Genomic DNA, 22,253 nt, shown 5'->3' on the forward strand with positions numbered 1-22,253 from the left:
AAGAGAATAACATTACAATATTGCAGGAAGGTTTCAGAAATATTTTTCATTATCACAATTGTTAAACAGAAAGTTACAGGATTTTTATTCAAAAATGCTAAACTTACAATATTGTTATCCCTTTCGATGAGTGCTTTTAGTGGCCACATGCTATAGTGATGCTAGTAATGGAAAGGAATGACACCCATGAAAAAACTACTAGTAACGCTTGGCGTTTTGATTATTGTCGTAGCCGGCTATTTTGGCTACACGTACTACGCAACAACGTATCGCGGCATCACGGCTTATGCTATCACGCCCAACAAAGTCCCTGAAAAGACACAGACCTACAGCGATTCTGGTGAAAAAATCGATGGCTCTTTCACCTACAAATACACCTTTGAATTCGTAAAGAAAAATGGTGAAAAAGAACTCATGACCTATGACCTGACGGGCGAAAATGTAAAACCATTGGCTCCAAATACTTTAGTCAAAGCAGAAATCAGTAAGACCCGCATCATTTCTGGTCCCAACGAAGTCCCTCAATCAGAAGTCCCCGCAAAAATACTGTCTGAGCTGGAAACCTTTGACGAATGAGAACTTCTTACAAGAAACTTTCTACTTTTTAAGGTTCATTTTACTTTGACCGACTATGCTAGCTTTATACCAAAACTATTTTTCTTCCTCTTACCAGTCCTCGCCCGACTGGTATTTTTTGATTTTTCCCAATGGTCAGGAGTTACGCTTCTTATAGACAAAACCGCTCTAGCTTCGCAATGGTTTTTTTCTCAAATTTTGATCAAGCAGCTATTGACGATCGGAAATAAATAAAAACCAGAGTCAATAGGATAAACGCTGGTTTCATCATAAAAAACCGCTAGATTGTTTATCTCTAGCGGCTTTTTTTGCAATTTTAATAGAGTTCCAAGTATTGTTCTCTTTCCCACTCGGAGACTGTTTGGCGGAAGGCTGCCCATTCTAATCGTTTTGCTTCGACAAAGTTGGCATAGATGTGTTTGCCTAAAGCGTCGATCATCACTTGATCTTTGCGCAATGCTTTGATGGCATTGTGGATCGTTGATGGCAGATCTTCGATTTGTGCTTCTGCCCGTTCTGTTTCGTTCATGATGTAGATGTTGCGGTCGACAGCTGGTGGTGGTGTCAACTCACGTCTAACGCCATCAAGTCCTGCTTGTAATAAAACAGCCATTGCTAAGTATGGGTTAGCGGATGGGTCAACTGAACGCAATTCCAAACGCGTTGACAAGCCTCTTGATTCTGGTACCCGAATCAATGGTGAACGGTTGCGTCCTGACCATGCCACGTATACAGGCGCTTCGTAACCTGGCACTAAGCGTTTGTAAGAGTTGACGGTTGGGTTGCAGACAGCTGTGTAAGCACGGGCGTGTTCGATCAAACCGCCTAAGAAGTGATACGCTGTTTGGCTTAATTGCATTGGTCCTTCTTCATCAAAGAAGACATTTTCATCACCTTTGAACAAGGACATGTTGCAGTGCATGCCTGAACCGTTGATGCCGAACAATGGTTTTGGCATGAAGGTCGCATGCAAGCCGTGTTTACGAGCAATGGTTTTCACGACAAGCTTGAAGGTTTGGATGTTGTCACATGCTTCCACTGCATCCGCATATTTAAAGTCGATCTCGTGTTGCCCTGGTGCCACCTCATGGTGAGACGCTTCAACTTCAAAGCCAAGGCTTTCTAATTCTAATACGATATCGCGACGGCAGTTTTCCCCTAGATCGGTTGGGGCAAAATCGAAATAGCCGCCTTTGTCGTTTAATTCCGTTGTGATTTCGCCTGCTTCATCTAATTTGAATAGGAAAAATTCGGGTTCTGGTCCAAGATTGAAAGAAGTAAAACCAAGGGATTGCATGTCAGCTAATGCCCGTTTTAAGTTGCCGCGAGGGTCGCCTGCAAATGGGGTGCCATCTGGATTGTAGATATCACAGATCAAGCGAGCCACTTTGCCATGTTCACTTTCCCAAGGGAAGATCATCCAGGTCGACAAATCAGGATACAGATACATGTCACTTTCTTCAATACGGACAAATCCTTCAATAGAAGAACCGTCAAACATCATTTTGTTTTCCAGTACTTTATCTAATTGACTTACAGGTACTTCAACGTTCTTGTTCGTTCCTAAAATATCAGTAAACATCAAGCGTAAAAAGCGCACGTTCTCATCCTTTACGATTTGTTTGATGTCTTCGGCAGTTCTTTCAAATTTTGGCATAGTATCCCTTCCTTTTTCCCAATTCTTTTTTTATATCACAGCAATGATCTACAAGTGCTCTACATTCGTGGACCTTTTTGCTGGTATGGCTGTTGTTGATTCAATCCACCTTGAGCCAAGAGTTCATCATAAAAAATTCGACGTACATCTTCATCGGTCAGCGGCGGTTTGTTCTTCGCTTCTTTTTCTTTGGCAACTTTCATTTCATAAACTCGTTTGATTCCCGCCATGTTCAGTCCATCGGAAAGATAGTCTTTGATCTCAAGCAAGGTATCAATATCATTCAGCGAGTACATTCGTCGATTGCCATCGCTGCGTTCCGGGTGGATCAATTCTTGTTCTTCGTAATAACGAATTTGACGGGCGGTGAGATCGGTCAATTTCATGACTGTTCCGATAGGAAAGACTGACATTGAGCGCCGCAATTCTTTTTCCCGCATAACTTGGCTCCCCTCCGTTTCAATGATGCTGCGTAACTTTATGGAAACTATACCAATTCTTTTTTTGCGTGTCAACCCCTCATGTTAGAAAAAGTGACATGAATGCAAATTTTTTTGATTTTTTCATTGGGCCCTTGATTTGATCGCATGTTCAAGCAGTCCTTTTTCTGGAAGAAATGGTGCCTTAGACAAAAATGTTCGGGTTTTGCACTCGAAGGAAGCCAAACCACTTATACTTCCATAATTTTGTCACCACAAAAAAAACGGTGCATCAGCTGCACCGCTTCTGTTTATTCTTGTTCTTGCGCCATTCTGCGTAGTGGATAGGTATCCTCCAGCGCAAATCCTTTGATATGATAGGTCTGTGTTGCTTCATCGAAGGCATTGCTCAACACTAGTGACTCCCGTTTTAAACGATTCAGCGCATTGCCTTCATCGGCTTGCAGCACTAGATGATAAGGCTGCATGATCTGCATCAATTCCATTTTGATCGCCTGAGTCAAGCGTTCTTTGCCTTTGGTACTCTTTGCTGAGATCAAGACATTGGGAAAGAGCGTTGGGACAAACTGATCGGCGTCGATGCGATCCGCCTTATTGTAGACCGTCAACATCGGTAATTGGGTCAAAGAAAGTTCCTCCATTAATTTTAAGACGGTCTCCTCTTGCTGGACCCGTTCTTCGGAACTGGCATCGACGACATGCAGCAAGAAGTCCATGTTTTGACTTTCTTCCAGTGTGGAATGAAACGCATCGATCAATTGGGTCGGCAATTCTTGGATAAAGCCAACCGTATCGGTAATGGTGACTTCAAATCCTTCCGGCATCCGCCAGCGTTTCGTCAACGGATCGAGTGTTGCGAACAGCTGGTCTTGTTCATACGTATCCGCACTGGTCAAAATATTTAAAATGGTTGATTTTCCGGCATTGGTATAACCAATCAAGCCCATTTGAAAGACTTGGCTGTCTTTGCGCTTTTGGCGTGTCCGGTCTCGATGGGCGGCCACTTCCTTCAATTCCCGTTTGATGATGGTGATGCGGTTGCGGATGTGTCGACGATCGGTCTCCAGCTTGGTTTCCCCTGGCCCTCTCGTTCCGATTCCGCCCCCCAGCCGAGACATGTTCTTTCCTTGCCCTATCAAACGTGGAAGCAAATAATCCAGCTGCGCCAATTCTACTTGCAGCTTTCCTTCTTTGGAACGGGCACGCATCGCAAAAATATCGAGGATCAGCTGGACGCGATCAATCACTGGCACTTCTAGCGCATCACCGATCAACTGGCTTTGCCTTGGTGTCAGTTCATGATTGAAGATCACTAGATCTGCTTCATGTGCTTCTGCCAACTGCTGCAATTCCGCAACTTTCCCCTTGCCAATCACGGTTTGTCGATCGACTTGCTGCCGTTTTTGCACCAGTGAAAAAACAACTTCACCATTGGCGGTTTTTGTTAAGCTTTTCAATTCTTTCATTGACGAATCAAAATGAAGATAGTTTTTCTCCGTTTCTACTCCGACAAGAATCACACGTTCTTGGCTCATCTTTTCTCCTCCAACCATTGGTCGATTTCTGTTTCAAGGGTACGTTGTTCTTCAGGTTGCCTCACTAAATCAATCCATCGGGGCTGTGCTCGGTTATTGAACCACGTCAGCTGCCGCTTGGCGTAGCGGCGTGAGTTTTGCTTGATTTGCTCAATGGTCTCCTCCAATGTGGCCTGCCCTTGTAAATAGGGCAAAAATTCCTTGTAGCCGATCCCCTTAGCGGCTTGCGTTTCTGGATACTGCAAAACAGCTTTTGCTTCTTCGATCAAGCCTTGATCCATCATCAAGTCCACCCGCTGATTGATTCGCTGGTATAACACTTCTCGCTCAGTGGTTAACCCGATCATGAAGAAATCGTACAAAGCTTGTGGTGTCTCTTTTGGTGCAGCGATACTTTCGCCAGTCGTTTCAAAAACCTCCAACGCACGAATCACTTTCCGCTCATTGTTGTAGTGGATCTTCGCTGCTGCCAAGGGATCGACCGCCTGCAGCTTTTGCCATAAAGCTTCTTTGCCGATGGCTGCTGCTTCTTGTTCGTAACGCTGACGAATCGTTGGGTCGCCTTCTTCTGCCCCTAAACGAAAGTCATACAGCAGCGCTTGGATGTATAGCCCTGTTCCCCCTACAACGATCGGCAGCTTTCCTTGCTGCTGGATCGTCTCGATGGCTTCACGCCCCATTTGCTGGAAATCAGCGGCAGAGTATGCTTCCGTCATTGCACGAATATCGATCAAATGATGAGGAATCCCTGCCATTTCTTCCTTCGTCACTTTGGCGGTACCGATATCTAACTGACGGTAAATTTGCATGGAATCCCCGCTGATGATCTCCCCTTGGTATTTTTGGGCTAACTGGATACTCAAGGCGGTTTTGCCAACTGCGGTCGGTCCCACAATTACTAAGACTTTTTTCATCCTTTTGTTTCCTCGCGGACCTGTTGCACAATTGCCCGAGCTTTTTCTGGAAAATCGGTGATGATCCCCGTCAACCCCAGAGCCAAGCAGGTGCGAATCGCCGCTTCTTCGTTGACAGTCCACGGACGGATCGCGATCGGAAAATCAGTTAAGACCGTTGCTGTCTCTTGAACCCAGCGATAGGCAGGATGAATTCCTTCGATATACGGTCGGCTGAGCGCCAACGGTGGTTTGTCTTCCCCGCGTCCCATAATAAAATCAAGGGTCGCATCCGGTTCGATCGCATGCATCCGATCCAAGGTCTCGATATTGAAGGAACAATACCAATGAGTAAAGGGCCATTCTTGACTATTCATTAAGTCGGATACTTTGGCTTCGATTCCTTCATACTCATAATGATCGGTTTTTAATTCGATCGTCAAAATGCCACGATAATTCTTCGCTGCAAGTAAATCCAACACTTCTTTTAGCGTGGGGATTTTGGCGGCTTGGAATTCCTCAGAAAACCAGCTGCCAGCATTGAGGTCTTTTAGTTCAACAACCGTCAGGTCACAGATCCGACCTTTGCCGTTGGTCGTTCGATCAACCGTTTCATCATGCATGACGATCAAGCCGCCATCTTTTGATAGATGTACATCTAACTCAATGATATCAGCTTTGACCCGCACCGCTTCCGCAAATGCTGGTAGCGTGTTTTCAGGTCGGTTGCCGCTACTCCCGCGGTGGGCAACGATTTGTACCATCATTCTTTCACTCCATTCTCACTCTTTATTTTACCATGGAATCTCCTAGAACCAAAAAGCCTCTGTTTGTTTCGATACTCTTAATGAATAATAACGCTTTGTTTCGGTCAAAGAAAAACACCCTTACTATGATCGCAGTAAGAGTGTGTGTGATCAGTTGAAAAAGTGCAATCGTCGATACTCTGGTTTGGTTACCTTAACCAAGGCGACCGACTGACCAGAAGAATCAAATCGTTTTTGAAAAATAGGTCAACGGTTCGCTCGTCATATTTTTCATTTGGTTTTTACGTTCATTGACCATTTCAACCAATTGATCAAGGAAATTTTCCATAATGATCCGACCGCCTTTATACGTATACCCACCGATCTTAACGGTTTCCTCTGGCGACAAAATCACCCGACGTGTCCCGATTTTTTTGAAAAATTCTTCCAAGAAAAAATTCGGTAGATAAAAACTATTTTGCGCCGCAAAAGATTGTAGATAGGCAAAATCATCGATGGTGATATAACAGTCGTCAAAGGCATCAAAGCTGACATACTCATCCATCAGCATGACCCGTTTTTGTAGAATCTCACTGATTTTTTGATTCAATAAAACCAACGTTTCGATTTCTTTGACTTTATGCTCCAACAAACGGCGTTGTTTTTCTTTTTGCTCCTCATACCGAATGCGTAAATTAAAAATGATGGTTACTAACAATGCGCCCACTAAGACGCCGATCAAACCTGCTATTGCTACTGCCATTCTTCGATCCTTCCTCATTCCTTTTTTCATATTGTATCATATTTGAAAGTTTCGCAAAAAAGATAACGAACTTTTTATTTGACCTTTCTTGACCTAATCGGTATACTATCTCTTAGATATTGCGAAAACTTTATGCTAAACTATATCTATAACGATTTTTAGGAGGACTATCACTATGAATTTAATTCCTACAGTCATTGAACAATCATCTCGCGGTGAAAGAGCGTATGACATCTATTCTCGTCTATTAAAAGACCGGATCATTATGTTGAGTGGTCAAGTAACCGATGACTTAGCAAACTCGATCATTGCTCAGCTTTTATTCTTGGACGCGCAAGATTCTGAAAAAGACATCTACTTGTACATCAACTCGCCTGGCGGAAGCGTTACTGCTGGTCTAGCGATCTTTGATACGATGAACTTTATCAAAGCCGATGTTCAAACCATCGTTATGGGGATGGCTGCTTCTATGGGTTCATTCTTATTGACCGCTGGTGAAAAAGGCAAACGCTTTGCATTACCAAATGCAGAGATCATGATCCACCAACCATTAGGTGGCGCACAAGGACAAGCAACTGAGATCGAAATTGCTGCCCGCCACATTTTGGCAACCCGCGAACGTCTGAACAAAATCTTGTCAGAACGTACCGGTCAACCAATCGAAGTGATTGAACGCGACACCGATCGTGACAACTTCATGACCGCACAAGAAGCCAAAGATTACGGCTTGATCGACGAGATCATGGAATCAAACAAATTGAAATAAGCTTGCATAAAAAAAGGTGCACGAAGCAATTCGTACACCTTTTTTCGTCTTTTGGTTCATCATCAGACTTCACCATATTCGCCCTGTTGGTAAGCATACCCATTTTCCACGTAATGCGTGATGTTTGCCTGATTTTTGGCGATTTCTTCCTCTGTCAACGGGCGGATCACTCGTGCCGGACGACCAAATGCCAACACATTGGGCGGAATGACGGTTCCTTCCGTCACTAATGAACCGGCACCTAACAAACTATTTTCACCGATCACTGCATGATTCAAAACAATCGAGCTCATGCCGATCAGCGCCCCTTTTTTGATGGTACAGCCATGAAGCATACACTGATGCCCAACAGTCACATCGTCTTCAACGATCGTCGGGGCATCGTGATCAACGTGGATGATCGTTCCATCTTGAATATTGGTACGCGCGCCGATTTCGATGCGATTGGCATCGCCTCGAATCACTGCTTGAAACCAGACCGTACTCTCTTTTCCTAGTGTCACGTTTCCTACGATCGTCGCATTTTTTGCCACAAAACAAGGTGTTCCTTGCAACGAGGCTGGCGAAACTGTTTTGTGGGTTTCATTCCCTGATTGTTCTTTGTCCATCAACTTCTCCTTCCAATCCATAAACGGATCTGCACTTTCTTTTTTCACTATAGCACCACCCTTGCGACAATGCAAAAAGAGCGCCAGTCTGACTGGACGCTCTTTTGGGCTTACTCTGCTTCTTCTGAAAATTGACTTTGGTACAGTTGGCTATAAAAGCCGCCAGCTGCCAACAAGGTTTCGTGATTGCCTTTTTCAATGATCGACCCTTGATCCATCACTAAGATCAGATCTGCTTCACGAATCGTTGACAAACGATGGGCGATCACAAAGCTGGTACGACCTTCCATCACTTTATCCATTGCTTTTTGAATCAGCGCTTCTAAGCGGGTATCCACCGAACTGGTGGCTTCATCGAGAATCAAAATCTTCGGATCAGAGATGACAGCCCGAGCGATGGTCAACAATTGTTTTTGTCCCAAGGAGACATTGTCCCCTTCAGAATTGATGATCATTTCGTAGCCGTCTGGCATCGTGCGAATGAAGTGATCGACGTTGGCGGTTTTCGCTGCATCAACGACTTCATAATCGGTGGCATCTAATTTCCCAAAGCGAATGTTGTCGCCGATCGTGCCTTCGTACAACCATGCATCTTGTAAGACCATCCCAAATAGAGACCGAACATCGTGACGTTCCATTTTCTTCGTGTCGATGCCGTCGATCTTGATGGCCCCTTCATTGACATCATAAAAACGCATCAATAAATTGATCAAAGTGGTTTTCCCAGCACCTGTTGGTCCCACGATCGCCACGGTTTGTCCAGCTTTGACTTCAAAGTTCAAGTCTTTGATCAACGGTTTTTTCGGATCATAGGCAAAGCCGACATGTTCAAAGGTCACGTCGCCTCTGATTTGTTCTGGCAATTGGATATCCGTTTGATTGACGGGCTCTTCTTCCTCATCTAGGATTTCAAAAACCCGTTTTGCTGCTGCTGAGGCACTTTGCAAGACAGAAGACAGCTGGGTAATGTTCCCCATTGGCTGACTGACTTGCCAAATGTATTGAATGAACGCTTGCAGCTGACCAACAACGATCACGCCGCTGATCACGTAAAAGCTCCCCATGACTGCCATTGCGATATAGGTAAAGTAAGCGGTCATTTGCACCAGTGGCATCATCAATCCTGACACAAAGGCAGAACGAAAGCCGTAATAGCGCAACTGGTGGTTAACGTTTTTAAACCCTTCAAGTGTTTGCTTTTCCCGTCCATACACTTTCAAGACACTGAATCCAGTCATGTTTTCTTGTACGTAGCCGTTCAGATCTCCTAACGCATTTTGCATGCCTTGGAAGTCTTTTTGCGACTTTTTGACGATTGTGCGAGAAATCAATAAGGAGGCTGGGATCATGATCAATGAAACCAATGCCATGTAAGTATTGATATAAAACATCATAGAAACCGCCATAATGATTCCTAAGAAGGCATTGACGATCCCGATCAAGGCTTGCTGCATCGCACCGCTGACGGCATCCACGTCATTGGTCACCCTTGACAGGATATTCCCTTGCTGGTTGCGGTCGAAGTAAGAAACGGGCAGACGATTGATTTTTTCTTCAATGTCTTGCCGCAAATCTCGCATCGCAGATTGGACAACGTTGGTGATCAGCAGCCCTGACATCAATTGTGAGAAACAGTAACCGACACCGACGACTGCGATCCAGATCAAGCAAAGGATCACGTAATCAAAATTAACGCCTTCGCCTGCAGCGATGTTGCGGCTGATCTCTGTCGTCGGTAATCCAGAAACATACGGCATTGCCGCATTGAAGCCGACGGTTGCAACAGTAAACAGCAAGACTAGGATAAATTGTACTTTGTACGGTTTGATGTAAGCACCTAACCGTTTTAAAGAAGAGATTGCTTTCATTGTGCCAACTCCTCCTCTGATAATTGTGACGCCGCAATGTCGTAGTATACTGGACAAGTTTGCAGCAGTTCTTTGTGGGTGCCGATGCCAACCACATCGCCTTCGTTCAAGACGACGATCTTATCGGCATTCATGATCGTTCCTACTCGTTGAGCAACGATCAAAACGGTCGATTCTGTGGTTTCTTTTTTCAAGCGTGCCCGCAATTTTGCATCCGTTTGGTAATCCAATGCAGAAAAACTATCATCAAAAATATAGATCTCTGGTTGGCGGATCACCGCACGGGCAATCGCTAGGCGTTGTTTTTGTCCGCCAGAGAAGTTGGTTCCGCCTTCTGCCAAGTGAGCATCAAAGCCATCTGGTGTGCGAGAAATGAAATCTGCCGCTTGCGCAATCTCGGCTGCTCGTTCCAGCTCTGCTTGCGTGGCATCTTCTTTCCCATAGCGTAGGTTTTCTGCGATCGTCCCTGTAAATAGCAACGCTTTTTGAGGGATAAACCCGATCTTGTTGCGCAACGTCGTTAAGCTGTAATCCCGAACGTCAACACCATCCACCAAGACTTGGCCTTCACTGACGTCGTAAAAACGTGGGATCAATTGGATCAAGGTTGATTTTCCACTTCCAGTACTACCGATAAACGCCACGGTTTCCCCTGGTGAAGCGGTAAAGCTAACATTACGGATCACTGGACTTTGCGCATGTCCCGGATAAGCAAAGGTAACATTTTTGAATTCCAAGAAGCCTTTCGTCTTAGTTTCTGTCACTGGCTGTTCTGGCTCTTTGATTTCAGAAGTCGCATCTAACGCTTCTTGGATTCGACGAGCAGAAACCGCCGCTCGTGGATACATCGTAAAGACAGTCGCAAACAGCATGAAAGAAAACAGCGCATGGAAGATGTATTCGATAAATGCAATCAAGTCACCGACCTGCAGTTGCCCTTGATCGATTTGAATACTTCCCGTCCAAATAATCAAAATCATCACGATATTGAATAAGAAGAAAAAGCCTGGTTGTGCCGTTGCCATCAAGCGAAACAAGCTGCGAGAACTAGAAGCATAGGCTTGGTTGACTTTGCCAAAGCGTTTTTCTTCAAATTTTTCATTGACGAAGGCACGGATCACTCGTAAACCAGAGAGATTTTCTCGCAAGATGCCATTGATTTTATCTAGATTGGCTTGTTGTTTAGTGGATAAGGGTTCCGAGATTTTGGCAATGGCGATGACGGCCATCAGCAATATCGGCAATGCCCCCAAAACATACAACCCTAGTTGTGTACTTGTCCGCATGACCATGTACAAGCTGACCACAAACATCATGGGTGTCATCAAACCTGTCCGTAAGATGCTTTGCATAAACAGCATGATTTGATACGCATCATTGGTCACACGGGTGATCAATGATGAAACCCCGATTTTTTCATATTCGGTATGTGAATAGCCTTGGACTTTTTCAAAAAGATCGTCACGAATATCTGCCACAATGTTAGTGGTGATACGTGACGTGAAATAGCCTAACAAAATGTTCATCGTGATCCCCACAATGGTGATCGCGATCATCGCCGCACCCATTTTCCATATGTAGTCGCGATCACCAGCGGCGATCCCTTTGTCGATCATTCTTGCCAATAACGTCGGCAAACCTAATTCAATCAAAATAAAACCAAAAACACAGATGAAATTAAAAACCAGCAGTTTCTTGTTTCTCATCGTGTAGTGCCACATTAATTTCAAAAAATCCCCTCCTTTTTTACTTCATTACTTCTACTATAGCATAGGAATATTCTTATTGTAATGCACTTTCAACGAAAAAAAGCAAACTTCAGCGATAGTCCTTTCATTTTCTTTCAGTAAGCCTTTTCAAAATGACGTGTTTCTATACTTATTCGTTTTTCTGTGATAAACTAGGGATACTTGTAGTGGAACGACTTACAAACCCGGTGAATTTTTTATGACGACATTTGGAAAGCAAAGACGAGGCTTTCTCTTTTTTCTCACAACGATTGTCTGAAAAAAGCATGCAGCGGCTCTCGAAGCCTTCTTTTCAGGTCACTTTATTCGGACCTCGATTTTGTGATGCAGCGAATTCATCAACCAAATAGACTACTGCGAAAAGCAGATAAAGGAGAAAAGATATGATTTACAAAATTTATTACCAAGAAACAAAAGACCGCAACCCAAAGAGAGAACAAACCCACTCTTTGTACATTGAAGCAGACGATGCAGTGATCGCACGCCGTCTGGTTGAACAAAATACCCCATACAACATCGAGTTCGTTCAAGAACTAGATGAAAAACATTTAGCTTACGAAAAAGAAAACGCTGATTTCAAATTAGCGGAGTTTTAAGATGAAAGTTTCGCTGAAAAATAATGAGACTGGCGTATTCGGCGTCGGTGGACTTGGCGAAATCGGAAAAAACTGTTATGGGGTTCAATTCCAAGATGAGATCATCTTAATTGACGCGGGAATCAAATTCCCCGAAGATGAACTGCTTGGGATCGACTATGTCATTTCCGATTATAGCTACATCGTTCAAAATTTACCGAAAGTCAAAGGCTTGATCGTCACTCATGGTCACGAAGACCATATTGGCGGAATCCCTTACTTGTTGCGGGAAGCTAATATCCCGATCTATGCGGGACCCTTGGCACTTGCTTTGATCACCAACAAATTAGATGAGCATGGCTTATTGCGGGATGCGGAATTACACGAAATCAATGAAGATACGGTGATTCGTTTCCGTAAAACATCCATCAGCTTCTTTCGAACGACCCACAGTATCCCTGATGCTTTAGGTGTCGTTGTCAAAACGCCTTCTGGCAATATCGTCGCAACTGGCGATTTCAAGTTTGACTTTACGCCTGTGGGCGAACCAGCAAACTTGCACAAAATGGCAAAAATTGGTGAAGAAGGCGTCCTTTGCCTCCTTTCCGATAGTACCAATGCAGAGATTCCGACCTTTACCAAATCAGAAAAAACGATCGGCAGCTCGATCCAAAAGATTTTTGAAAAAATCGATGGTCGGATCATTTTTGCCAGCTTTGCCTCCAACATTTTCCGTCTCCAACAAGCTGCAGATGCGGCGGTTGCGACTGGACGTAAAATCGCCGTTTTTGGACGCAGTATGGAAAATGCAATCGTCAACGGACAGCGCCTTGGCTATATCAAGGTGCCAGATGGAACCTTTGTGGAATCTCATGAGATCAACCGTTTGCCTGCAAACGAAACCATGATCCTTTGTACGGGTTCTCAAGGAGAGCCAATGGCTGCTTTGAGTCGGATTGCCAACGGGACTCACCGTCAAATCCAAATTCACCCAGATGATACCGTGATTTTCTCAAGCTCACCGATCCCAGGAAATACCACGAGTGTCAATCAGCTGATCAACTTGTTGTTGGAAGCTGGCGCAAACGTGATCCATGGCAAATTGAACAACATCCATACTTCTGGTCACGGTGGCCAAGAAGAACAAAAACTGATGTTGCGTCTAATGAAGCCAAAATTCTTTATGCCTGTCCATGGGGAATTTCGGATGCTGAACATCCACACCCAGTTGGCACAAGATGTCGGTGTACCAAAAGAAAATTGTTTCATTATGGAAAATGGTGACATGTTGGCCTTAACAGCGGATACCGCTCGCTTGGCTGGTCATTTCAATGCCAATGATGTTTATGTTGACGGCAGCGGTATCGGTGATATCGGAAATGTCGTCTTACGAGATCGTCGCATTCTTTCAGAAGAAGGCCTCGTCTTAGCTGTCGCGACAGTCGATGTGGCGAAGAAAGAAGTCCTTGCTGGACCAGATATCCTTTCTCGTGGGTTTGTTTATATGCGGGAATCTGGCGAGATGATCAACGAAGCACAGCAGATCCTCTTCCGTGCATTGCGGGAAGTCTTGAACCAACCAGACCCAACAGAACATAAATTAAGAGAAGCGATGTCTTCGGCGTTACAGCCATTCCTATTTGAAAAAACCGAGCGTCATCCAATGATCCTTTCGATGATCATGACGCCGGACGATTTATAGTCTCACATGCGAGGGTAGTTCTCAGGTTACTGAGAACTGCCCTTTTTCCGGCTCTTTGTCAATAAGGACTGATGAGTTGTGCAAAATCAAATCTGGGTCAGAATGAACCACATTCTGGCTCAGATTTTTTGTTATCTTACATTGATTAATTGATTGATCAAAAAGATTCTAATTCTCATGTTCTCGAATGATTTAAATCCGTAGGATACTCGTTTCATTGTCTTTATGTGGGTATTCTTCGCTTCTATTTTTCCATTGGAATAAGGATAGATCATTGCGTTGGTGATGCCTTCTTCATGGGTAAGAAGGTTTTGAAGCTTTTCCCGAAAGCTGTCATCTAACGTTTCGGGAAGTTCTGCCAATAAGGAGAAAAATAAGTCAGGGTCTTTGTCTCGAAAGGCTTCAACTAATTCATGAAAAAAGGGATACGCCTCCTTTAGGGGCGGAGAAAACTCAAGCAATCGATCAATCATCATTGCTTCAGTAAGAAATGGGTATTTTGGTGCTCGGAAACTTTTCCATGTTTTGTATTCATAATGGTTGATGTTTGCACGATTTTTTAGCAAAAAGCGCCAGTTCTTTTTCAGTTTTTCTGCATGGCTTTTCTGTCCGGCTTTACGAAGTTCATTCATTTCACGGATACGCAACTCATTGAACGCTTGATTCATGTGTTTGACAATATGAAACCGATCAATCACTACTTTCGCATTTGGCAGAACACGTTTGGTGAGCTGGAAGTAGGCGGCGTTCATGTCTGTCACCAAGAATTCTACTTCTTCCGGATTGGTACAACCTAAGAAATAACTTGTTAATCGGGGTAATTTACGCGTAGGCAAAACATCTATTAGTTTTCCTGTTTCGCCATCTGCGCAAATAAAGCTCATTTTATCTTCTATGGAAGCATGCGAACGAAATTCATCAACCATCAATACTCTTGGGAGAATCTTCTTAGATTGCTTTGGTAAATAGCTTTTAAACTCTTTCAATGTACGAATAACGGTGGTCAAAGATACCTGACAGCTTTTCGCAATAAAAGATAAAGATACTTTTTCAGTCAGTAAAGAAGCAATTTTATATCTAACATGATTTGCGATTGAATGTCTGGGTTGGACAAAATAACTTTGAGCAGTCCAATGGGTGCGACAGTTTTTACAGGTATAGCGCTGCTTTTTTAGGCGCATAATCAAAGGCATATGATTGTATTGTTCAAAACGGACAATCGTTTCCTTCTTCCCATTTTTCACTATAATTGCTTTCCCGTTTCCATCTACCACAGTAGAACCACAACTTCTACAAGCACGAGGAGTAGGCGAGAGAACAGCATCGACGACCAACGTCTTTTTCTTCTGAAGGGTCTCGTAAGAGACCTCTGTAATCATCAAATCTTTCTCTATTATTCTCAGCATTTTTTTGATAGAATCATTCATATAGCATATCGTCCTCTCAGTTGTTTATTTTGTGGTGATTTAATCATACTAGAGAACGATATGTTTTTTAATACCTAAAATGAAAATGGGGCTGAAGAATTAATTCTGATTCATCAGTCCCATAAATTATAGAGCCCTTTTTCCTTTCCGTTATAAAAAGCAAAAAAAAGACCATCGAATCGATGGTCTTTTGGGGTTTTTGATTTCAAAGTGCTCTTACTGGCAGTTTGTTTGAAAGCTTACGCTTTGTTTACGTTAACTGCTTGAGGTCCACGATCAGAATCTTCCACGTCGAAAGTTACTGCTTGACCTTCTTCTAAAGTTTTGAATCCTTCACCTTGGATCGCTGAAAAGTGTACAAATACGTCTGTACCGTCTTCGCGAGAGATAAAACCAAACCCTTTTTCAGCATTGAACCATTTTACTGTACCTTGTTCCATTAAAAAAACCTCCTCGTGCATAAGCACTTAATTGTGTGTAACATTGCCTTTGTGCGATAGAGGCCTAACGTGCGTTTCAACATCTATTCAGCAAACAAAATTACAATAATATTTTACACTTGCCCGTATTTTTTTGCAAGACAGACGATTAGACAATTCACCTTTATTTTTAATAATGTTCGCAAACTCGGCTTATTTTCACACGTCTTCCTGTTGCCACAGCCCCTCTTCTCGCAAACTGACATAGGCATTGTCGCCAATGATCAAATGATCCAATATGTCGATCCCCATCAAGTCTCCGCACTTGATCAAGCGGCGTGTAAACAGCAGATCTGCCTCTGAGGCTTGGGGACTGCCGCTGGGATGGTTGTGGACGACGATCACTCGGGCGGCACTGTAGCGTACCGCCCAATGAAAAATCTCCCGTGGGTGAGCGATCGACTGATTCAACGATCCGATGAAGATCGTTTTTTTCTGAATGATCTCATTTTTCGTATTCAAATATAGCCCTAGTAAATGCTCTTGACGACAATCCTTCAACTCTTGGATCAACTGATGGGCGATCGCCATACTAGAGTTGACCTTACCATACTTTGGTTGAGCGGAGCGCTGGATTCGCACACCTAATTCAACCATCGCTTTGATCTCGATGGCTTTGATTTGTCCGACGCCGCGAATTTCTTGTAATTCATCGATCGTCGCTTGCTTTAGTTCATACAATTCTTGAAAACGATTCAAGACACTGGCCGATAATTCGAGGACATTCAGAGGACGTGAGCCAGTTCGCAGCAAAATGGCCAATAATTCTTGATTCGAAAGGGCATCCACTCCATATTCTACTAAACGCTCTCGGGGAAACGAGCTTTGGGGAATCACTGTTTCATTGATCATAAAAAAACTCCTTTGCGTCGGTCTAATAAAAGATACGCAAAGGAGAGAGTATTTCATGAATCAGGTGCGCAAAAAATCGCAGTTAGATTGAAAAGGCGGTTTCTAGAAAATCTGGGACATCCTCTAGTGATGGTAAGACTTTCAAGACTTTTTCTTCAATGATGGTCGTCGGCGCGATCAAATCGGGAATCATAATGACTGGGATCCCTGCCCCATGAGCAGCATGAATACCGTTAGCCGAATCTTCAAGGATCACCAATTCTTCTTTTGGTACCGCCAGTAATGCATGGGCTTTTTCAAAAATCTCAGGATCTGGTTTTGCCCGTGTGACATCATCAAAGCAGACGATCTCAGGAAATTCCGCCGTTAAGCCTGCTGCTTCCAGCAAGGTATCGATCACTTTGCGCTGGTTGCTAGACGCCAACACTCGGGGAATCTTTTTCTCATCAAGATAATGCAATAACTCGTGGATACCTGGCTTCAATTCAGCCTCGCCCCGTTGGAACATTTCCAGTGTTTGCTGAAAAGCCGCTTGGATAAAGTCTTCGATCATTTGATGGCCAAAGGCTTCGTCGAATCGCTCATGGTAAGCTGCCCAGACTTCTTCATCCGAGACCCCCACATAAGCTAAATACAACTCTTTTGTATAGGGAATCCCCATTTGATCCGCCACGATTTGAGTTGCTTGGTAATAGAGCAGCTCCGTGTCAAAAATCAAGCCGTCCATATCGAAAATCACACCACGTAACTTAGCCATTTCTTCCTCCTATTGCCAACAACAATTCACGAACTTCTGAAACAAAATACAACGATCCTGTCACCAGTAGCAAATCTTCATTGGTCATTTTTTCTAATAACTCTGCCAAACCAAACTGCCATAAAGAAACCGTCGAGATTCGTTTGTTATCGAGTTCCTGATAGCCGTCTGCCAAATGCAGTGCTTTGGGAAAATCGAAGGTCGTTAAATAAATCTCGGCTTGGGGAATCGATAGCAATTGCTGAAGCATCTCATTGACGTTTTTGGTTTCTAAGGCTGAGAACAGCACATGGATGCGATAGTCGCTGAACTCTTCTTTCATCGTATCCACCAAGCGAGCCATGGCATGCACGTTATGGGCGCCATCGATAATCACCAGTGGTTCACTGCTGATTCGTTCCATTCGGGCGGGCCAATAGGCTTTTCTTAGCCCATTGCGAATTTCTTTAGCTGAAAATGGCAGCTGCCGTAGGTCGCAATACAGACTGTACAATTGGATCGCAACACCGGCATTTTCTGGTTGATGGCGGCCTAACATCGGTGTTTTCAAGCCTTTGATTTTGCCATGCTCATTTTCAAAATCAAACAATTCGCCCCACTCTTCATCAGGATGACGATAGGTCACACGGTACTCTTGCCCTGCATGATACGCAGGTGCCTGTGCTTCTGCAGCTTTCAAATCGATCACCGAAAGCGCACTTTCAACGATATTGCCAGTCACAAGGGGAATTTGTGGTTTAATGATCCCCGCCTTATGGGCAGCGATTTTTTCAATGGTATCGCCTAAGACATCCATATGATCCATGCCGATCGTCGTGATCGCTGTCAACATCGGGGAAATAACGTTGGTACTATCTAAAAGTCCCCCTAGGCCAACTTCCATTATCGCAACATCGACGTTTTTTTCTTCAAAATAGCCTAATGCCATGGCAGTAATGATCTCAAACTGAGTGATGCCCGTCAAGGTTTCATCACGATCGATTTCAGCAACCAGCGGCTGGATTTTTTCCACCCAAGCGACCAAATCCTCATCTGATATAAATTGTCCATTGATTTCGATCCGTTCATTGAACGCTTCAATGTGCGGGGAAGTAAAAGTCCCCACTTGCTGCCCAGATTCTTCTAAAAGACTGCGCAAATAGCTGACGGTTGATCCTTTGCCATTCGTGCCGGCGATATGGATCATGGTTATGTTTTTTTCAGGATTGCCCATTCGTTTTAATAATGCTTCGACACGCATCAATCCGGGTCTTTGCCCAAATGCCAAACGCGAATGGATCCACGCTGTTGCTTCTTCGCTTGTCATCTCCTTCACCTCGCTCTTATTTTATCAAAAATCCCACAGCTTTCCCAATTTCTTTCCTTTAAACGAGAAATTTGTTTGACGGTTTCTATCGATTACGCAAAAACAAGCATCTACAAGAGATGCTTGTTTGCAGACAGTCGACGCTTCCTATTGAATCGTGCGCAATTGCTCGATCCGTTCTTGGACTGCTTTTTGTTTTTCAAGATAATCGGCTTCTTTGCTGCGTTCTTGTGCTACGACTTCCTCTGGTGCATTGGCAACGAAGCGTTCATTCGCCAGTTTGCCTTGTACCCGTTGAACTTCTTGGGTGAACTTCGCTAGTTCTTTCTCCAAACGCGCGATTTCTTCTTCAATGTTGATCAACCCAGCTAACGGCAAGTAGATCGTCGCACCCGATAGGATAGCTGACATCGCCAATTCAGGGGCTTGTAAGCTGTTAGAGATTTCTAGTTCTTCTGGATTACAAAAGCGTTCGATATAGTTTTTGTTGGCGATCAAGAATTCTTCGATCTCAGGCTCATTTGCTTGGATCAGCAAAGTGATTGGTTTCGAAAGTGGTGTGTTTACTTCTGCACGGATGTTTCGAACCGAACGAATCAATTCTTTCAACACTTCCATCCCTTGCGCCGCTTTTTCATCGGTCCATTCTGGTGCCACTTGTGGATACTCAGCAACAACTAATGATTCCCCTGTATGCGGCAGTTTGCTCCAGATTTCTTCTGTAACAAATGGCATGATTGGGTGCAACAAGCGTAAAATTTGATCAAGAACATGGACTAAGATGCTCTTATTGACTTGTTTCGCTGCTTCATTGTCACCGTATAAGGTTTCTTTCGACATTTCAATGTACCAGTCACAGAAATCATCCCAGATAAAGTTGTATAATTGACGACCCGCTTCCCCAAATTCGAAGCGTTCAAAAAGGTCAGTGACTTTTTCAATCGTTTCATTCAAGCGCGTCAAGATCCAACGATCCGCCACTGATTTTTCACCAGAAAAATCAATGTCTTCGGCAGTCATTTCGCTGACATTCATCAAGACGAAACGGGAAGCATTCCAAATTTTATTGATGAAGTTCCAAGCGGCATCCATTTTTTCATAGCTGAAACGCACGTCTTGTCCCGGTGCAGAGCCATTTGATAAGAACCAACGCAATGCATCGGCACCGTATTGTTCAATGACTTCCATCGGATCGATCCCATTTCCAAGCGACTTACTCATTTTGCGACCTTGTTCATCACGGATCAATCCGTGGATCAAGACATTTTCAAATGGTCGTTTGCCAGTAAATTCCAAGCTTTGGAAGATCATACGGCTTACCCAAAATGCGATAATGTCATAGCCAGTCACTAATGTATTGGTTGGGAAGTAGCGTTGGAAATCTTCATTGGTTTCATCTGGCCACCCCATTGTTGAAAACGGCCATAAAGCAGAACTAAACCAGGTATCCAATACGTCTGGATCTTGTTGCCAATTTTCGGCATCTGCTGGCGCTTCAAGTCCTACATACATTTCTCCCGTTTCTTTGTGGTACCAAGCTGGGATTTGATGGCCCCACCACAACTGACGAGAGATCACCCAGTCATGGACATTTTCCATCCAACGTAAGAATGTTTGGTTGAAACGTGGCGGATAAAAGTCCACCGCATCGTCGGTTTCTTGGTTGTCGATGGCTTGTTTTGCTAATGGTTCCATTTTTACGAACCATTGTGTCGATAAACGAGGTTCGACTATTACGCCTGTCCGTTCTGAGTGCCCTACACTATGGACCATTTTTTCGATTTTGATCAGACGACCTAACGCCTCTAAGTCTTTCACGATTTGCTTACGAGCAGCAAAACGATCCATGCCTGCATAAGTACCTGCTAAGTCGTTCATTGTTCCGTCATCATTCATGACATTGACCCGTGGTAGGTCATGGCGGTTACCGACCTCAAAGTCATTCGGGTCATGGGCAGGAGTGATTTTTACGACCCCAGTTCCAAATTCTTGGTCCACGTACTCATCTGCGATGATTGGGATCTCTTTATTGACCAAAGGCAAAATCACTTTTTTACCAATCAAAACTTGATAACGTTCATCTTCTGGATGAACCGCGACTGCTGTATCCCCCAGCATCGTTTCTGGACGAGTCGTTGCGATCTCCACCACACCGCTGCCATCTGCTAATTCGTAAGACATATGGTAAAAAGCACCTTCGATGTCTTTGTGGATCACTTCAATATCAGATAATGCCGTGCGGGCTTGCGGATCCCAGTTGATGATGTACTCGCCACGATAGATCAAGCCTTTTTCATATAGCGTCACGAAAACTTTGCGAACCGCTTCGGATAATCCATCATCTAACGTGAACCGTTCACGGCTATAGTCTAGAGATAAACCTAGTTTCGCCCATTGTTCCCGAATGTGACCGGCATATTCTTCTTTCCAATCCCATACTTGTTCAACAAATTTTTCCCGACCAAGGTCATAGCGAGAGATCCCTTGTTCCCGCAGCTTTTCTTCTACTTTGGCTTGGGTAGCGATCCCGGCATGGTCCATACCTGGTAACCATAAGGTGTCATACCCTTGCATCCGTTTTTGACGAATGATGATGTCTTGTAACGTGGTATCCCAGGCATGACCTAAGTGCAATTTTCCTGTTACATTTGGTGGTGGAATCACGATAGAATAAGGTTTTGCTTCTTTGTTGCCGCTTGGTTTAAAACGGTCATGTTCTAACCAATCTTGGTAGCGCCCCGCTTCTACTTCTTGGGGATTGTACTTGGTGGATAGATTTTCAGTTTCTGTCATTGTTGGTCCTCCTAAAGTTACGTTTTTTAAGCGTAATGGTTGGTGCGGGTTTTTGGTGCCTGTTGCTGGGTAAAGCATGACAAGGTTTGAATCGTTCAGGATTAGTTCCGTGGTAGAGATGATTATCAGCTGTTTGTTGACGCCTCGCTTGTTGTTCGTAAAAAAGTTGCTTACAGAGGTCAAGGCTCGCTTCCGTGATCCTCTATTGTGTCTTAGGGCTTTTGGCAAACGATCTCGCTCGCTTCGTGAACCAATTTTGGTGACTTCGAGTACTTTTCATCATCTGTTCTGTCTTGCTCCGCAAGCCAATCATTGTGATTCCTAGTATGGTTACTACGCTCCCTTTGGTCGCCTAGTACTGTTCATCATCTGCTCTGTCCCTCTTTGTGGGCCACTCATTATGATTCCTAGTTTGGTTACTACGCTCCCTTTGGTCGCCTAGTACTGTTCATCATCTGCTCTGTCCCTCTTTGTGGGCCACTCATTGTGATTCCTAGTATGGTTACTACGCTCCCTTTGGTCGCCTAGTACTGTTCATCATCTATTCTGTCTTGCTCCGCAAGCCAATCATAGTGATTCACAGCAAAAAGCGCCCTAATGCCGAGGCATTAGGGCGCTGATACGCGGTACCACCTAAATTGCAGATTGCTCTGCCACTTTGACGTGAGGTAACGTTCACGACGCGCTTGATCTTACTGTGCGGCTTTGTCTGCAAGAAACAAACCGTGGTTCGGATCAAAGACCTTCAAGCTACCTTTTCAG

General features: G+C 44.1%; 19 protein-coding genes and 1 other annotated feature (1 of these 20 cut by a window edge). Of the genes, 4 read left to right on the plus strand and 15 right to left on the minus strand.

The genetic code is table 11. From position 1 onward, the window contains the following. Window positions 1-186 precede the first annotated feature (186 nt). Window positions 187-576: a YxeA family protein gene (locus P0G38_RS13770; RefSeq protein ID WP_060792935.1), complete on the plus strand. Its 390-nt coding sequence runs from the start codon at window positions 187-189 to the stop codon at window positions 574-576. A gap of 316 nt (window positions 577-892) precedes the next feature. On the opposite strand, the gene glnA is transcribed toward P0G38_RS13770, so the two are convergent. The 6 genes from glnA to P0G38_RS13800 all read right to left on the minus strand — a co-directional run bounded on the left by glnA (window position 893) and on the right by P0G38_RS13800 (window position 6,610). Continuing rightward, on the minus strand, window positions 893-2,233 hold the full coding sequence (glnA, locus tag P0G38_RS13775; RefSeq protein ID WP_005225167.1) for a type I glutamate--ammonia ligase: 1,341 nt from the start codon (window positions 2,231-2,233) through the stop codon (window positions 893-895). Window positions 2,234-2,292: 59 nt separating this feature from the next. Next, a complete protein-coding gene (locus P0G38_RS13780; protein ID WP_005225166.1) occupies window positions 2,293-2,673 on the minus strand; it encodes a MerR family transcriptional regulator in 381 nt (126 codons plus the stop codon). 290 nt (window positions 2,674-2,963) lie between these two features. Beyond that, entirely contained in the window at window positions 2,964-4,208 is a 1,245-nt protein-coding gene (gene hflX / locus P0G38_RS13785; protein WP_005225165.1) for a GTPase HflX, read from the minus strand. After that, window positions 4,205-5,122 carry a tRNA (adenosine(37)-N6)-dimethylallyltransferase MiaA gene (miaA, locus tag P0G38_RS13790; protein ID WP_151195713.1) on the minus strand — a complete coding sequence of 306 codons (918 nt, stop codon included), beginning with the start codon at window positions 5,120-5,122 and terminating at the stop codon, window positions 4,205-4,207. Before miaA ends, hflX begins: the two co-directional genes overlap by 4 nt. Continuing rightward, on the minus strand, window positions 5,119-5,868 hold the full coding sequence (locus P0G38_RS13795; protein ID WP_275852128.1) for a glycerophosphodiester phosphodiesterase: 750 nt from the start codon (window positions 5,866-5,868) through the stop codon (window positions 5,119-5,121). The genes miaA and P0G38_RS13795 overlap by 4 nt, the downstream gene beginning before the upstream one ends. Window positions 5,869-6,091: 223 nt before the next feature. Further along, window positions 6,092-6,610 carry a hypothetical protein gene (locus P0G38_RS13800; protein WP_008377057.1) on the minus strand — a complete coding sequence of 173 codons (519 nt, stop codon included), beginning with the start codon at window positions 6,608-6,610 and terminating at the stop codon, window positions 6,092-6,094. A 175-nt stretch (window positions 6,611-6,785) separates the two neighbouring features. Between P0G38_RS13800 and clpP the strand changes: the two genes are divergently transcribed. Beyond that, window positions 6,786-7,376 (plus strand): ATP-dependent Clp endopeptidase proteolytic subunit ClpP, encoded by a 591-nt coding sequence (gene clpP, locus P0G38_RS13805; protein WP_005225161.1) that lies wholly within the window; start codon window positions 6,786-6,788, stop codon window positions 7,374-7,376. A gap of 62 nt (window positions 7,377-7,438) precedes the next feature. Here clpP and P0G38_RS13810 read toward each other — a convergent pair whose 3' ends face one another. The 3 genes from P0G38_RS13810 to P0G38_RS13820 all read right to left on the minus strand — a co-directional run bounded on the left by P0G38_RS13810 (window position 7,439) and on the right by P0G38_RS13820 (window position 11,582). Next, entirely contained in the window at window positions 7,439-8,032 is a 594-nt protein-coding gene (locus P0G38_RS13810; RefSeq protein WP_005231095.1) for a gamma carbonic anhydrase family protein, read from the minus strand. A gap of 62 nt (window positions 8,033-8,094) precedes the next feature. Then, window positions 8,095-9,852, minus strand: a complete 1,758-nt coding sequence (locus tag P0G38_RS13815) for an ABC transporter ATP-binding protein (RefSeq protein ID WP_142967895.1) — start codon at window positions 9,850-9,852, stop codon at window positions 8,095-8,097. Next, window positions 9,849-11,582 (minus strand): ABC transporter ATP-binding protein, encoded by a 1,734-nt coding sequence (locus P0G38_RS13820; RefSeq protein WP_010747462.1) that lies wholly within the window; start codon window positions 11,580-11,582, stop codon window positions 9,849-9,851. The genes P0G38_RS13815 and P0G38_RS13820 overlap by 4 nt, the downstream gene beginning before the upstream one ends. Window positions 11,583-11,983: 401 nt before the next feature. Here P0G38_RS13820 and P0G38_RS13825 point away from each other — a divergent pair, with 401 nt between their 5' ends. Beyond that, complete coding sequence (locus P0G38_RS13825; protein WP_005225157.1) at window positions 11,984-12,196, plus strand: DNA-directed RNA polymerase subunit epsilon; 213 nt, start codon at window positions 11,984-11,986, stop codon at window positions 12,194-12,196. Window position 12,197: 1 nt separating this feature from the next. Beyond that, a complete protein-coding gene (gene rnjA / locus P0G38_RS13830; protein ID WP_005225156.1) occupies window positions 12,198-13,877 on the plus strand; it encodes a ribonuclease J1 in 1,680 nt (559 codons plus the stop codon). A 131-nt stretch (window positions 13,878-14,008) separates the two neighbouring features. Here the strand turns inward: rnjA and P0G38_RS13835 are convergent, their stop codons facing one another. The 6 genes from P0G38_RS13835 to P0G38_RS13860 all read right to left on the minus strand — a co-directional run bounded on the left by P0G38_RS13835 (window position 14,009) and on the right by P0G38_RS13860 (window position 21,491). Beyond that, the gene (locus P0G38_RS13835) at window positions 14,009-15,304 is read right to left on the minus strand and encodes an ISL3-like element ISEfa11 family transposase (RefSeq protein WP_275851878.1); all 1,296 of its coding nucleotides are present in this window, start codon (window positions 15,302-15,304) and stop codon (window positions 14,009-14,011) included. A 239-nt stretch (window positions 15,305-15,543) separates the two neighbouring features. Continuing rightward, window positions 15,544-15,744: a cold-shock protein gene (locus tag P0G38_RS13840; RefSeq protein WP_005225155.1), complete on the minus strand. Its 201-nt coding sequence runs from the start codon at window positions 15,742-15,744 to the stop codon at window positions 15,544-15,546. A gap of 198 nt (window positions 15,745-15,942) precedes the next feature. Beyond that, entirely contained in the window at window positions 15,943-16,635 is a 693-nt protein-coding gene (gene radC, locus P0G38_RS13845) for a RadC family protein (RefSeq protein WP_275852148.1), read from the minus strand. An 82-nt stretch (window positions 16,636-16,717) separates the two neighbouring features. Further along, window positions 16,718-17,392 (minus strand): HAD family hydrolase, encoded by a 675-nt coding sequence (locus P0G38_RS13850; RefSeq protein WP_275852151.1) that lies wholly within the window; start codon window positions 17,390-17,392, stop codon window positions 16,718-16,720. Beyond that, window positions 17,385-18,698, minus strand: coding sequence for a bifunctional folylpolyglutamate synthase/dihydrofolate synthase (locus tag P0G38_RS13855; protein WP_275852154.1), 1,314 nt, complete (start codon window positions 18,696-18,698; stop codon window positions 17,385-17,387). The genes P0G38_RS13850 and P0G38_RS13855 overlap by 8 nt, the downstream gene beginning before the upstream one ends. Before the next feature lie 147 nt (window positions 18,699-18,845). Further along, the gene (locus tag P0G38_RS13860) at window positions 18,846-21,491 is read right to left on the minus strand and encodes a valine--tRNA ligase (RefSeq protein WP_275852157.1); all 2,646 of its coding nucleotides are present in this window, start codon (window positions 21,489-21,491) and stop codon (window positions 18,846-18,848) included. Between the two features lie 606 nt (window positions 21,492-22,097). Next, window positions 22,098-22,253 (minus strand) — a binding site (T-box leader) (it continues 79 nt past the right edge of the window).

Source organism: Enterococcus casseliflavus, assembly GCF_029215545.1.
GTDB lineage: Bacteria > Bacillota > Bacilli > Lactobacillales > Enterococcaceae > Enterococcus_D > Enterococcus_D casseliflavus.

Excerpts from the sequence above, each read along its gene's own strand:
- P0G38_RS13770 (WP_060792935.1), top strand. The coding sequence starts at position 187 with ATGAAAAAACTACTAGTAACGCTTGGCGTTTTGATTATTGTCGTAGCC.
- glnA (WP_005225167.1), bottom strand. The coding sequence starts at position 2,233 with ATGCCAAAATTTGAAAGAACTGCCGAAGACATCAAACAAATCGTAAAG.
- P0G38_RS13780 (WP_005225166.1), bottom strand. The coding sequence starts at position 2,673 with ATGCGGGAAAAAGAATTGCGGCGCTCAATGTCAGTCTTTCCTATCGGA.
- hflX (WP_005225165.1), bottom strand. The coding sequence starts at position 4,208 with ATGAGCCAAGAACGTGTGATTCTTGTCGGAGTAGAAACGGAGAAAAAC.
- miaA (WP_151195713.1), bottom strand. The coding sequence starts at position 5,122 with ATGAAAAAAGTCTTAGTAATTGTGGGACCGACCGCAGTTGGCAAAACC.
- P0G38_RS13795 (WP_275852128.1), bottom strand. The coding sequence starts at position 5,868 with ATGATGGTACAAATCGTTGCCCACCGCGGGAGTAGCGGCAACCGACCT.
- P0G38_RS13800 (WP_008377057.1), bottom strand. The coding sequence starts at position 6,610 with ATGGCAGTAGCAATAGCAGGTTTGATCGGCGTCTTAGTGGGCGCATTG.
- clpP (WP_005225161.1), top strand. The coding sequence starts at position 6,786 with ATGAATTTAATTCCTACAGTCATTGAACAATCATCTCGCGGTGAAAGA.
- P0G38_RS13815 (WP_142967895.1), bottom strand. The coding sequence starts at position 9,852 with ATGAAAGCAATCTCTTCTTTAAAACGGTTAGGTGCTTACATCAAACCG.
- P0G38_RS13825 (WP_005225157.1), top strand. The coding sequence starts at position 11,984 with ATGATTTACAAAATTTATTACCAAGAAACAAAAGACCGCAACCCAAAG.
- rnjA (WP_005225156.1), top strand. The coding sequence starts at position 12,198 with ATGAAAGTTTCGCTGAAAAATAATGAGACTGGCGTATTCGGCGTCGGT.
- P0G38_RS13835 (WP_275851878.1), bottom strand. The coding sequence starts at position 15,304 with ATGAATGATTCTATCAAAAAAATGCTGAGAATAATAGAGAAAGATTTG.
- P0G38_RS13840 (WP_005225155.1), bottom strand. The coding sequence starts at position 15,744 with ATGGAACAAGGTACAGTAAAATGGTTCAATGCTGAAAAAGGGTTTGGT.
- radC (WP_275852148.1), bottom strand. The coding sequence starts at position 16,635 with ATGATCAATGAAACAGTGATTCCCCAAAGCTCGTTTCCCCGAGAGCGT.
- P0G38_RS13850 (WP_275852151.1), bottom strand. The coding sequence starts at position 17,392 with ATGGCTAAGTTACGTGGTGTGATTTTCGATATGGACGGCTTGATTTTT.
- P0G38_RS13855 (WP_275852154.1), bottom strand. The coding sequence starts at position 18,698 with ATGACAAGCGAAGAAGCAACAGCGTGGATCCATTCGCGTTTGGCATTT.
- P0G38_RS13860 (WP_275852157.1), bottom strand. The coding sequence starts at position 21,491 with ATGACAGAAACTGAAAATCTATCCACCAAGTACAATCCCCAAGAAGTA.